General features: G+C 62.4%; 10 protein-coding genes. 4 read left to right on the top strand and 6 right to left on the bottom strand.

Annotation, left to right across the window (positions count from 1 at the left end):
- The 4 genes from F4Y38_03790 (at position 1) to F4Y38_03775 (ending at position 3,324) form a co-directional block, all read left to right on the top strand.
- The gene (locus F4Y38_03790) at positions 1 to 240 is read left to right on the top strand and encodes a hypothetical protein (protein MXY48405.1); all 240 of its coding nucleotides are present in this window, start codon (positions 1 to 3) and stop codon (positions 238 to 240) included.
- Between the two features lie 16 nt (positions 241 to 256).
- The gene (locus F4Y38_03785) at positions 257 to 1,282 is read left to right on the top strand and encodes a fructose-bisphosphate aldolase class I (GenBank protein MXY48404.1); all 1,026 of its coding nucleotides are present in this window, start codon (positions 257 to 259) and stop codon (positions 1,280 to 1,282) included.
- 70 nt (positions 1,283 to 1,352) lie between these two features.
- Complete coding sequence (locus F4Y38_03780; GenBank protein ID MXY48403.1) at positions 1,353 to 2,450, top strand: aminotransferase class I/II-fold pyridoxal phosphate-dependent enzyme; 1,098 nt, start codon at positions 1,353 to 1,355, stop codon at positions 2,448 to 2,450.
- Between the two features lie 94 nt (positions 2,451 to 2,544).
- A complete protein-coding gene (locus F4Y38_03775) occupies positions 2,545 to 3,324 on the top strand; it encodes a phytanoyl-CoA dioxygenase family protein (GenBank protein ID MXY48402.1) in 780 nt (259 codons plus the stop codon).
- Between the two features lie 230 nt (positions 3,325 to 3,554).
- Here the strand turns inward: F4Y38_03775 and F4Y38_03770 are convergent, their stop codons facing one another.
- The 6 genes from F4Y38_03770 to F4Y38_03745 all read right to left on the bottom strand — a co-directional run.
- Entirely contained in the window at positions 3,555 to 3,680 is a 126-nt protein-coding gene (locus F4Y38_03770; protein ID MXY48401.1) for a hypothetical protein, read from the bottom strand.
- A 95-nt stretch (positions 3,681 to 3,775) separates the two neighbouring features.
- The gene (locus tag F4Y38_03765; GenBank protein MXY48400.1) at positions 3,776 to 4,831 is read right to left on the bottom strand and encodes a D-cysteine desulfhydrase family protein; all 1,056 of its coding nucleotides are present in this window, start codon (positions 4,829 to 4,831) and stop codon (positions 3,776 to 3,778) included.
- Between the two features lie 19 nt (positions 4,832 to 4,850).
- Complete coding sequence (locus tag F4Y38_03760) at positions 4,851 to 6,461, bottom strand: glycoside hydrolase family 32 protein (GenBank protein ID MXY48399.1); 1,611 nt, start codon at positions 6,459 to 6,461, stop codon at positions 4,851 to 4,853.
- Between the two features lie 17 nt (positions 6,462 to 6,478).
- Positions 6,479 to 9,787 (bottom strand): hypothetical protein, encoded by a 3,309-nt coding sequence (locus F4Y38_03755; protein ID MXY48398.1) that lies wholly within the window; start codon positions 9,785 to 9,787, stop codon positions 6,479 to 6,481.
- Between the two features lie 181 nt (positions 9,788 to 9,968).
- Complete coding sequence (locus tag F4Y38_03750) at positions 9,969 to 10,517, bottom strand: DUF1854 domain-containing protein (protein MXY48397.1); 549 nt, start codon at positions 10,515 to 10,517, stop codon at positions 9,969 to 9,971.
- Between the two features lie 14 nt (positions 10,518 to 10,531).
- Positions 10,532 to 12,291 (bottom strand): ABC transporter ATP-binding protein (locus F4Y38_03745; GenBank protein ID MXY48396.1); only part of this gene is annotated, 1,760 nt, incomplete at its 5' end.

Below are 12,291 nucleotides of genomic sequence, written 5' to 3'. Positions count from 1 at the left end.
ATGCCTGACATCCGGATCGATGACGATGCCGCGTCCTGGCGCCGTGCGGACCTGCCGTGGTCATCGGACGCGGATTGGGGAGCGGAAAAGGCTTCAGGCGGTATTATATCGATGGACGAACCGCGTTTCAAGCCAAAAGCAACCGGCCAAGAAAGGATTGACAGGCGGGCTTCGGGCGCGTTATTTCTAACGGTCTACGAAACAATTGAAAATCCGGTAATACCGGTAACAATCCTGTGAGGAGTTGTCGCAGAAGATGTCTTCCAAATTGAATGATGTCGCCCGTGCCATGGTCGCCCCGGACAAGGGGATCCTGGCCGCGGACGAAAGCAGCGGCACCATAAGGCAACGGTTCAATGCCATCGGACTGCCATCGACGAAGGAGAACCGCCGCGCCTACCGGCACATGCTGTTCACCACCGAAGGCATGGAGGCGTTCATAAGCGGCGTCATCCTCTACGAAGAGACCCTGCGCCAGAAGGCCCCGGACGAGGCCGAAACGCCGTTTCCCAAACTGTTGTCCGACAAAGGCGTGATTCCGGGGATCAAAGTGGATACCGGCATTCATGACCTGGCCGGTTTCCCGGGGGAGAAAGTCACCGAGGGGCTCGACGGCCTGCGGGCTCGCCTGAAGAGGTACAGGAAGCTGGGCGCCCAATTCGCCAAGTGGCGGGCGGTCATTACCGTCGGGAAAGGCATTCCCACAGACGTCTGTATTGACGCCAACGCCCACGCCCTCGCGCGCTACGCCGCCCTGTGCCAGGAATGCGGCATCGTACCGATCGTCGAACCCGAAGTGCTGATGGACGGCGACCATAACATCTATCGGTGCGACGAGGTTACCGGCGTTACGCTGCGGCAAGTGTTCGAGGCCCTGGCCGTGCAGGGGGTGAAGCTGGATGGGATCGTCCTGAAACCCAGTATGGTCATATCGGGATCGGAATGTCCTGAGCAGGCTTCCGTGGACGATGTCGCGCGCCGCACGGTGAACAACTTCCTGCGCAACGTCCCGCGTGAGGTACCCGGCGTCGCCTTCCTTTCGGGCGGGCAGTCCTCCGAGACCGCCACGGCGCATCTGAACGCCATGAACCGCATGTTCGGCGAGCTTCCGTGGGAACTCAGTTTCTCCTACGGCCGCGCCTTGCAGGCGGCCCCGTTGCGGGCATGGGGTGGAGATCCCGCCAGATTCCAGGCGGGGCAAGAAGCCTTTTACCACCGTGCCATGTGCAACAGCGCCGCCCGGACCGGCACGTACAGCGCCGACATGGAAACCGCGGCATAACCCGACAAGCATAGCCCGGCCAGCATGGCATAACCTGGCCGGCATGGCCAACCTGACCGCGCCGGATCCGATGTCCAGACCCCCTTACTCCGAAATCGTCGAGAACCTGCCTTCCGTGACCCCCTTCGTGGGTCCCGAGACCATCGAACGGCAGCAGGGGAAACCGTTCCGGGTGCGCATCGGCGCCAACGAAAGTGCCTTCGGCGTATCGCCCCGGGCCGAGGCGGCCATGAGCGAAGCCGCGCGAGGCGTCGCCTGGTACTGCGACCCGGAAGGCTATGAGCTGCGGGCCGAACTGGCCGCGATGCACGGCGTGGACATCGGGAACGTGACCCTCGGCGCCGGGATCGACGACCTGCTGGGGCTGATCGTCCGCATGTACATGGACCCGGGCGACGCGGTCGCCGCATCCCTCGGTTGCTACCCCACCTTCGTCTATCACGTCGACGGTTTCGGCGGCAGGCTGGAAACGGTGCCCTACCGCAACGACCGCAACGATTTGACGGCGCTGACGGACCTGGCCGCGAAACAGAAGGCCTCCATCCTCTACCTGTCCAATCCGGACAACCCGACAGGTTCTTACTACGGCAGCAACGCCATCTCCGATCTACTGGATCGCCTGCCGCCGGATTGCCTCTTCATTCTCGACGAGGCCTACCTCGACTTCGTGCCGCCGGACACTATTCTCCCCATCGACGTGGACGACCCCCGGCTGATCCGAGTGCGCACTTTCTCCAAAGCCCACGGAATGGCCGGCGCCCGGGTCGGTTTCGCCATCGCCCACCGGGACGTCATCCGGACCTTCGACAAAGTCCGCCTGCATTTCGGCGTGAGCCTTGTGGCGCAGGCCGGCGCGCTGGCCTCCCTGCGCGACCCGGAATTCGTGGCGAGCGTGGTGAAAGCCGTGGAAGCGGGAAGGGAAGACTACCGTGAACTGGCCGCGGACGCGGGGATATCCTCGCTACCTTCCCAGACCAATTTCGTCGCCTTCGATTTCGGTACGGGCGAACGAGCCGGCGCCGTGATGAACGCCCTCATCGAACAGGGCGTGTTCCTGAGAAAACCCGCCGTGCCGGGACTGGACCGCCTCGTCCGGGTCACGGTGGGCACGCCAGGAGACCGGGCCGTCTTCTCGGAGATGTTCCGGGACGTCATGAACGGAGCGTAAGCTGCGGACCAGGGCGGGTGCGCCGAAGATCGCAGACCGAGAAAGATGGGTCGGAGCGGGCGAACCGAGGCAGGCGGGACGTGGCAGGCGGGATGTGGCGGGCGGGATGTGGCAGGCGGGGGAGGTCGCTCCAACGGTGGTCGATCTCGAATTCTTCGAGCAAAACGGTTACGTAAGTCTCGGACAGCCCTTTACCCCGGAAGAGGTCGGCCGCTTCGTCGAACTGTATGACCGTGACCGGTCGGAGACGGGGTATTTCTGGCGGCCCATCGCCTTCGACGGCCATCAGAGCGTGAACTGCGAGCCGCTCATATCCTCCCCGGAATTCGACGGGCTGATCCGCCACCCCGTGCTCATCGACCCGATCGAGACTATCTTCGAAGGACCCGGTTGCCTCGCGGAGGCCTGCTTGCGCCACATGGCGCCGCACGCGGGCGACCCGGTGGAGGTATGGCACCGGGACCGGAGCCACATGACCGACCGGCCCCACCGCTGCGGCTACCTCCAGATGATGCTCTACCTGTCCGACGTGAGCGAGGAAACCCACTGCTTTTCCATTTCGCCGGAACCCACCGACGGCCCCATACTGGACATCGAGGCACAGGTCGAAAAGCGCGGTGTGGTCCACCTCCACGGTCCGGCCGGCACGGTCATCCTCTTCAACCTGTCCGTGGTACACGCCGCCACCGTACGTAAGACCCCCCACGAACGCAAGACCGTCCAGGTCTACTACGGCCATCGCGACGGACCCGTCCTCAGCCAGTACACCACCATACCCACCGGTCTCTGGCGCGACCACCCCGACCCGGAAGTGCGCGGCTTCTACAGCCTGCTCAACACGCGTTCGCGGAAGTTCGCCGAGGCGTTCGGATGAGTCGGTATAACGCCGCTAGTCTGTCCAACATGACCAGCGAGGTGGTCGAGAAGTCGTTACGAAGCGTAAAATCGGGGGGACGTGCTGTTTTCAAACCTGCCGGGATTATACATTCATATAGAAAAAAGCTGAAAACGTGCAGTCATAAATCTTCGGACCGACGAATATAACACAAGCAAAGCATCAATCATATGTGTATCGCACCCGCGCGCCGTTGGGCAGATGCTCGATCACGGCGCGCCTGCGCAAGTTCGTAGCTCGCCTGTAACCGCATTCAGTGAAAGGCGCGACAGTGTCCCTCGCTCGCAACCGAGCCGAGTGGCCGTCTCGGTCACGTTCCAACCCAGTTCGTCCATGTTCTCGCGGATCAGATTGAAGTTTAACCTTCCTGGTTACTGTATATACGGCTGAAACGCAGTTAAAATAAGACCGGAAACTTGAGTTGGAAATCCTATCCTTCCGCCCAAGGCACATCCGACAACCACGGGCCCAGGCGGTCTCCGTAGGCAAACAGGGCCGGCAGTCCACCCGTATGGACGAACAGCACGCGGCTGCCGGCCGGGATTACGCCCGATCGCACGTGTTCGATCAGCCCCGCCATCGTCTTGCCGGTGTAGACCGGGTCGAGGAGCAACCCCTCCTGCCTGGCCGCCAGGGCGATCGCCTCGCGCACGGTGTCATTGAGCCTGCCATAGCCGGGCGCCAGAACGCCGTCAAACGCCATGACGTCGCCCGCGTCGAACACCTCCGGCCGTTCGATCATCCCGGCGAGATCCTCCGCCACCTTGCTCACACGCGCCACCTGGCCGCCGGCGTCGCGCCGCACGCAGATGCCGTACACCGGCACCGCCTTGCCCAGCGCCCGAAAGCCCACCAGGAGCCCCGCGTGGGTCAGGGCGCTTCCCGTGGGGCAGACCACGGCGTCGAACTCCAGGCCGAGGTCCCGGGCCTGGGCCAGGGTTTCCCCGGCCGCGATCACGTATCCGAGCGCTCCGAGCGGCGGATGGGCGGGGGCGAGGTGGATCACGTAGGGCCTGCGGCCTTCCTCGGCGAGCGATTGGGCAAGCAGGTCCAGCGACGCGTCCGCCGCGGGTTCGTCGTCACCGACCGGGAAGGAGTGGAGCGTCGCGCCGAAAAGCCGGTCGAGCAGCACGTTGCCTGATGAACGGTAGAGGGCGTCCATGTCCGGCACGCGCTCTTCCAACTGGATGTGGGTTTCCATGCCGAGTTGGCGTCCGGCGGCGGCGGCCACGCGGACGTAGTTCGACTGTACCGCGCTGGTGATCAACAGGGTGTCGGCATCCCGGGACTGCGCCTCGCCCAGGGGGAATTCGAGCTGGCGGACCTTGTTGCCGCCCATCGCCAGCCCGGTGCAGTCTTCGCGCTTGATCCACAACTCTATGCCGATGGTCGTACCGAGGCGCGGTGCGGCGTCCAGCGGCGTAGGCGCGTGGCCGAGGCGGACCCGGGGAAACTTCTCGATGGCATTGGTCGGCGGGCTGGTCATGTTAAGAATTGCCTTGGATTTACCCGACATCCCAGGCAGACCTGAGTTCGTGTACGGTCAGTGCGACAATGCGCACACCGCCGTCATCCGCTCGAAGCGCCAGGCTGTGGTTTGCGGCGGCAGGCAGGAAGCAGGAGGACATGGACAGCTCGCCGTGGTTGCCGAAGATCTCCAGGGAGGTGCGGTCGACCAGGAGCTGGAGCTTCACCCGCCCGCTAAGCGAACGGAGGTCCGCGCTTCTTCCGAAACAGGACAGGGATTGCATGGCCGCGTCGTATTCGATGTCGTGGCCCCGCACTTCAATGGCAAACCCCTTCCCCTCGTCAACCTCGATCTCCATGCGAACGTCGAAGAGGTCGCCCCCGTCTGCCAGGACGAGCCGTCTTTCGGCCTCGCGCAGGTCCGTGACCGCGTAGCTGCTGATCGCGCCCGATTCGAACCGCGGATGAAACTGAGCGGCCGCCTTGTCCGCCAGATCTCCCGTGGGCCAGATGTGCGTCTTCTCGTGGAGCAGTTCGATCTCTCCGACCGGTTCCCTGCATAGCCTGATTCCTTCCGGCAGCGTCCTGAGCGTCAGTTCCACGGGAAAGGTCATCTGCTGGTTGAAGGGCATGGCCGGATACCGTCCGTTCCGCATCCAGGAGATCTGGATGCATCGGCCGTCCTCCGCGGGGATGTCGCTCCAGGTCTGGGCGGCGTATCCGTTGGCGCCGAGTTCCGCCTGCAGGACTTCCGTCTCGGGCTCGTACGCATTCCCATCGAAACGTCCGAGCAGGTAGCCCCCGCTTGCACCCCAGAATACCCACCGCGTATTCGAAGGATCACCGTCTACCGGCAGTTCGAAAAAATCGGGACATTCAGACACGCCGGGCAGGGTCAGGTCCTGCAGGTGCTTCCACGACCTGAGGTTCGGAGACGAGAACAGGGCATAGTCGTTATCGTCCATGAACAGGGTCATGATCCATTGCCTGGTCGGGGCGTGCCAGACCACCTTGGGATCCCGGTTTTCCGCCCGGATGTGTCCTACGACCGGATTGCCCGTGTATTTCGTCCAGGAACGGCCGCGGTCGTTGCTGAAGGCTATACATTGTATACACCGTTTACCGGGGAACATCCTTTCTCCGCCCGCCGTGTAGAAGGCGATGAGCGGCGGCGCGTCTCCGTCCCGGAACCCGCCGGTGTCATGATGATCCACCGCCGCGGACCCCGACCACATCCATCCAGTTTCGTCCACGTCCAGCGCGGCGGTGTGGAGCTGCCGCCAGTGCACCAGGTCCGTGCTGACCGCGTGTCCCCAGGTCGTCCGGCCGTGCACCATGCTGCCCGGCGTATGCTGGAAGTAGAGGTGGTACTCTCCGTCGTAATACACCAGTCCGTTGGGATCGTTGATCCAGTGTTTCTTCGCCGTGAAGTGGAATTGGGGGCGGAGAGACTCGCGGTAGAGGGTGTCGTTGGTCATCGCGACTTTTCCAGGGCTATGTCTACGAGCGGGCGGCAAGCGGATCGGAACGTCCGCTTCGCCCGGCGACGGTTGGTAGGCCGGATGGCCTGAAGCAGTAAATAAAAAAATGCAGGCAACTGCATGGAAGATCAAGCCGGATGACGCTTCCGATACAGCCGAGACTTGCATTTGCTACGCGAACCAGGCTACCTGTCCCAGTCGGCCGGCCGCGGAACGCCATGGCTGGTGGCGACGTCCAGCCCCGGTTCCGGCAAGATTCGGCGAACAGCCGCTGCCGACGCGCCCGGTTCCAGCCAATCCCTCAGGATGCCTCTCGCCTGGCCGGTGTAACGGTCTGTCAGGAGTACGGCGCCGGATTCGTCCTGGCCTTCCAGCGTCGCGACGCCCTCGGGACCGGAGAGGGTGATGCGCGCCATGCGATAGGCAACGTCCAGACGCATCGGGAGTACGAATGCGAATGAACGGCCACCGTACTCCTCGCACACGAGCTCGGCCATACCCAGCGAGAAGCTGAACAGGACGCCGCCGTCCAGGTCCTCTCCTGTGATCCGGTAGGGACCGTCCAGCCGGAGCTCGGAAGGCGGCGCGTCAACCGCGAAGGCCGGTTCGAGATAGAGCTCGCCGTCGTCGGTCACGCCGCCCCAGAGCAGCAGTCCCTTCCGGGAGGGGGCAAACGCGGCCATGGATTGGGCGGACCCGGCGGACTCGGACAGGCGATAGGACATGGCCTTGTTGAAATGGTAATCGCTGATCCAATCGGGCAGGCAGTAGCTCATGATATCGACATAGACGGCGGGGTCTAACAGTGTCTCTTCAAGAAGATCGTAGCCCCAGGACCCTGTGCCCCCGTCTCCGTAAGGATAAAGAGGATCCAGTTGAAACGCGGCGCCGCACGGGGCATGCAGCAATGTCATGTTATGGCCTAATTCATGGGCAATCGTGGCTTCATCAAGCCCTGACACCAGGATCTTTCCAGGACTGTCGGCAATTCCACCGCTTTCTTCGCGCAAAACGCCCATGTAGTGCCCGGATGCGCCGTCCAATGCATGAATTGCCGCAACTTCCACCACGAAAGAGCCTTTGTTTGCATTGGTAGGATCCAGCGAAGTCCACAGGGGCTCGCGTACGTTCAGCGTGAACTCGCCTACCGGGAGGAGGTCCCGGGTGAACCGGAACAGGTCGGATTCGGCGGTCAGGCTTTCCGTGCGGGACAGGATCGAACGGTCCGGATTCTCCGTCCACAACAAGGGTACCAGCGTAAGGTCCAGGGGAGGCATGTCCCGCACGTTCACGGCCCTTCGTCCCTCCAGCGGCAGGCGGCCGGCCATGCCGGCGGGGAGTCCGCCGTCACCGTCTGGATCGATTTCGACGACCATCTCCAATCCGGGCGCCAAAATCGATCCGGGCACCCTTGCGTTAACCGATGCCGAAAGGTCTCCCTCGTCTATAGCCGATGGGATCGTGGTCTCTGGACGGGCGGGTATGTTCGCCACGTGGATCTCGGCGCCGTCCTGAAAGAAGGTGGCCCGCACGGCCGGCATGGTGTCTTCCGCTTCCGAGTCGCCGGCAAAAAAAACGCGCAGCAGCGCGTCCTCCCCGGCCACCAGGGGTACGGGATTCTGAAACGACTGCGTCGCCTGTGTGAGATAGGCGGTCAATCCGCCGGCGCCCGCGTCGCAACGGGCAACCAGGCTGACGGGAATCGCCCGCAACCATTCCCGGAATACCGGTTCAGGCGGCGCGCACAGGTCCGTGCCGCTGAGCAACAGGCTTTCGAGGCTCAAATCGCTGAGTGCAAGGGGCAATGAGCCGGCCATGTCGGCGTTGTCCGAAAGGAAAAGCGTTCTCAGATTGACAAGATCGCCAAAGGTCTCCGGAATGTTCCCCGACAGCCGGTTGGATCTGAGGTCCAGTCTTATGAGGTTTTCGAGTTGACCGAGTTCGGGCGGTATGGTCCCGGCCATCTGGTTATAGTAAAGATCCAGCTCCGTGAGTTTTGCGAGACGGCCGAGTTCCGGGGGGATCGATCCGGACAACTTGTTGTGTTTGAGCCTCAGTGCTTCAAGGTTCTCGAGTTGACCGAGTTCGGGAGGCAGCGGTCCCGTCAAATCGTTGTTGTCAAGGTCCAGGATGACCAGGTTCTCGAGTTGACCGAGTTCGGGAGGCAGCGGTCCCGTAAATCGATAGTCAAAATAGGATATGATACTCAAAATTCTGAGGTTCTTGAGTTGTCCCAGTTCCGGGGGGATCGATCCCGCTATTAAGTTTAAGCTGAGTTCCAGTTTCTCAAGGTTCTCGAGTTGACCCAGTTCAGGAGGGATTGACCCTGACAACTCGGTGACCTGAAAGTCCATGGACACCAGGTTTTTGAGACGACCGAGTTCAGGAGGGAGTGCCCCGGTCAACCGGTTCCAGCTGAGGTCCAGGATTTCCAGGCGCTCAAGTTGTCCCAGTTCCGGGGGGATCGACCCCGTCAGCCGGTTGTTGTCAAGGTCCAGTGTTCTGAGATTTCTAAGTTGAGCGAGTTCAGGGGGAATCGAGGCCAACCGGTTCTGGCTGAGATTTAGTTCTTCGAGGTGCTCGAGTCGACCGAGTTCCGGGGGTATCGACCCCGTCAACTGGTTGTAGCCAAGGTCCAGTATCGTAAGGTGCTCGAGTTGACCGAGTTCAGGGGGAATCGACCCCGTCAACTGGTTGCCGTAGAGTGTCAGTTCTCCAAGGTGCTCAAGTTGACCGAGTTCCGCGGGAATCGATCCCGTCATCGGGTTACTGAAAATGAACAGTGTTCTGAGGTGCTCGAGTTGACCGAGTTCCGCGGGAATCGATCCCGTCAACCCGTTGGGGAAAAACATCAGGTCTGTCACACGTCCTGCGGCATCCGTGCTCACGCCGAACCATTCGTTCAGCGGCTTGGCACTCAGCCAGTTATCATTACGAGTCCAGTTTGGACCGTCTGTTGCGTTGTAGAATGCTTCCAGTACCATACGGTCCGGATTGGGTTCCATAACCATGACCGTGACCACCGCTTCGGCCGAGATATCTCCGGATCTTGCCGCGATCGTCGCCGTGCCGTTGCCGACGGCGGTGACCAGTCCCTGGCCGCTTACCGTCGCGACCCCCGTGTTATTGCTCGACCACGCGACTTCCGTGCCGGACAGCGCCTGGCCGTTCTGGTCGAACACCGAGGCTGTCAACTGCGTCGTCGCGCCTAGGGCGGTCAGATTAACCACAGTGGGCGTGATCGTAATGCGCGAAGGCAACGGTTGAGCGGGCGGCTGAGGCTGCACGGGCGGCTGAGGCTGCACGGGCGGCTGAGGCTGCACGGGCGGCTGAGGTTGAGCGGGCGGCTGAGGTTGAGCGGGCGGCACCGGTTGGGAGGGCGGCGGCCGGGTCGGACTGTCTTTGCCGCAGGTGGCCAGGGCCAGAAAGGCCGTGAGCACGAAGGCAACGGCAATGAATGGCACAGCATGGCGCTTGAAAATCGTTCTGTTCACTGGAATCCCAATCGGATTCTGGAATTGACAGGACTGATTTAACGGACAAAACCGCTTACGGGCCACATGACGCTACTGGCGGCGGCCGGGATATTCCCGTAGATCAATATATAAATTTTAAAAAATTAAATCAAGTCAGATACTACGGCAGGGCGGAAAGGGAGGGATGGTCCGAATGAGATCACACGTTGGTCTCGATCAGCCGCACGCTTTGCACGTCCAGCTGCGTGTAGTCGATGACCTCGAACCGGTTGCCGTCGACGTCGGTGAGCAAAAGCCGCGTATCCGACGCCCAGTGGGTATTCTCGTGGCCGCGGATGACGAACTCGCGCTTGCCCCGGTCGGTCATGACGTCCCAGTAGGTGACGCCGTATTCCATCTGTATGGAGTTCACCCGTTCGATCGTCGCCCGCAGGTACCGGTGGGCCAGCTCTTCCTCGATGACCTTGCGGGAATCTTCGTCCAGGTCGTTCAGGTCCTTGATGAAGGCCACTTCTTCGTTCTTGATGTCCAGGAGCGACACGTACCGGTCCGAGTGGGCCATCGGGGAGGCGTTGACCGGCCGGACGCGGATGTAGGACCGCTCGTCACGGACCGTCATGCGCACCGTGTTCTTCGGCGCCCGGAAGACCCGGATCTCGTGGGCCTTGTAGGGTTCGACGGGGGCGTTCTCGATCCCCGTTTCGAATTCAAAGGTGTCCGGCGCTTCTACGCCAGGTTCATCCGGCATCTCGATCTCCCCGCTCAGTTTGTATGTCCGTTGGCGCCGCGGTTCGGGTCGGCCTTGCCTCCGCCCACGGCCATGACCTCGGTGATCGCCCGCTGGGTTTCGACCATGCGGTAGAAGTGGCCCTTCATGTCCAGCAGTTCCTCATGGGTGCCCGTCTCCACGATCCGTCCCGCGTCCAGCACCACCAGCCGGTCCGCCCGCCGCAGGGTCGAAAGCCGGTGGGCGATGGCGAAGGTCGTCCGGCCCTTCACGAGATTGGCGATGGCCTCCTGGATGAGCTTCTCCGTGTGGGTGTCCACCGACGAGGTGGCCTCGTCCAGGACCAGGATGCGGGGGTCGTGAATGATGGCCCGCGCGATGGCGATCCGCTGCTTTTCTCCCCCCGAAAGTTCCTTGCCGTTCTCGCCGATCTGCGTGTCGTAACCGTCGGGCTTCGCGCAGATGAAATCGTGGGCGTTCGCGGTCCGGGCCGCCCGCATGATCTGCTCGAACGAGGCGTCCGGACTGCTGTACCGGATGTTCTCCGCGATGGAGCCGCTGAAGAAATAGGAGTCCTGCAGCACGACGCCGATCTGCCTTCGCAGGTCCTTCAGGCCGATGTCCCGGATCGGCACGCCGTCGATCATCAGGCTGCCTTCGTCGATATCGTAGAACCGGCACAGCAGGTTGGTCATCGTCGTCTTGCCCGATCCGGACTTGCCCACCAGTCCGATCATCTCGCCGGGCTGCACGTGGAGGCCGATGTCGTGGAGGACGGGCTTGCCCGCCTCGTAGGCGAAGGTCACGCCTTCGAACTCCACCTCGCCCTTCATGTCCTTCATCTCGACCGGGTCGTCCCGGTCCTCGGTTTCCGCCGGGGTGTCGACGATTTCGAAGACCTTCTCTGCGCCGCTCATGGCCCGGCTCGACCAGGTGTTCAGCTCGCCGAACCACCGAAGGGGTTCGTACAGCATCCAGAGGTAGGCGATGAACATGATGAGGGAGCCGGTGGTGAAGGTACCGTCGATGCGGGCGGTTCCCCCGTAATACCAGACCAGGATCAGCCCGGAAGTCGTAAGCATGCTGACCGTGCTGAAGAAGACGGCCGCTTCCTTCTCGCTCTCGAAATCGCCCCGGAAGACCCCTTCATTGCTGCTTCTGAACCGGCGCATCTCCCGTTTTTCCTGGACGAAGGTCTTTACGACGCGTACCGAGGAGAGCATCTCGCCCGCCATGCCCACCAGCTTGCCCCAGCGGTAGTATTTCGTCCGGAAAGCCCGGATCAGCCGGATCCAGAAGTACCACCCGCCGGTGACGAGCAAGGGTATGGGGATGAGCACCAGGAGCGTCAGTTGCCAGCTGGTCAGGAAAAGCAGGACCAGGATGCCCACCAGGAGCAGGAGATTGGTCAGGATATAGGGCACGCCATCGACCAGGAACCACATCATGCTTTCCGTGTCGTTGGATACCCTCGAGATCAGGGAACCCACCTGCCGCTTGTTGTAGAACTTCATGCTCAGCCGGGAGAGGTTCTCGTACAGGTCCTCGCGGACGGACACGATCACGCGGCCGCCGAGCCAGACGGAAAGCCGGTCCTTGAAGATCTCCAGGACGAAGGATACCAGGCGGATGACCGCGTAGGCGCCGACGAGCAGATAGAGGAACGCGAACGGGTCCCCGGCGGGGGGGGCGGGCGGGGGGGCCGCCCCGCCCCCCCCCCCCCCGGCGGGGGGGGGGGGGGGGGTAAAAAAAAGGGGGGGGGGGGGGCAAGAACTCGTGAGTGTGAGGGGGGGGG

The sequence above is a fragment of the Gemmatimonadota bacterium genome (assembly GCA_009838645.1).
GTDB lineage: Bacteria > JAAXHH01 > JAAXHH01 > JAAXHH01 > JAAXHH01 > JAAXHH01.
Note: the sequence above shows the minus strand (reverse complement) of the source record. Positions and strands in the feature narration are given on the sequence as shown.

Coding starts and splice junctions, on each gene's coding strand:
- F4Y38_03790 (MXY48405.1), top strand. CDS start 1: ATGCCTGACATCCGGATCGATGACGATGCCGCGTCCTGGCGCCGTGCG.
- F4Y38_03785 (MXY48404.1), top strand. CDS start 257: ATGTCTTCCAAATTGAATGATGTCGCCCGTGCCATGGTCGCCCCGGAC.
- F4Y38_03780 (MXY48403.1), top strand. CDS start 1,353: ATGTCCAGACCCCCTTACTCCGAAATCGTCGAGAACCTGCCTTCCGTG.
- F4Y38_03770 (MXY48401.1), bottom strand. CDS start 3,680: ATGGACGAACTGGGTTGGAACGTGACCGAGACGGCCACTCGGCTCGGT.
- F4Y38_03765 (MXY48400.1), bottom strand. CDS start 4,831: ATGACCAGCCCGCCGACCAATGCCATCGAGAAGTTTCCCCGGGTCCGC.
- F4Y38_03760 (MXY48399.1), bottom strand. CDS start 6,461: ATGCAAGTCTCGGCTGTATCGGAAGCGTCATCCGGCTTGATCTTCCAT.
- F4Y38_03750 (MXY48397.1), bottom strand. CDS start 10,517: ATGCCGGATGAACCTGGCGTAGAAGCGCCGGACACCTTTGAATTCGAA.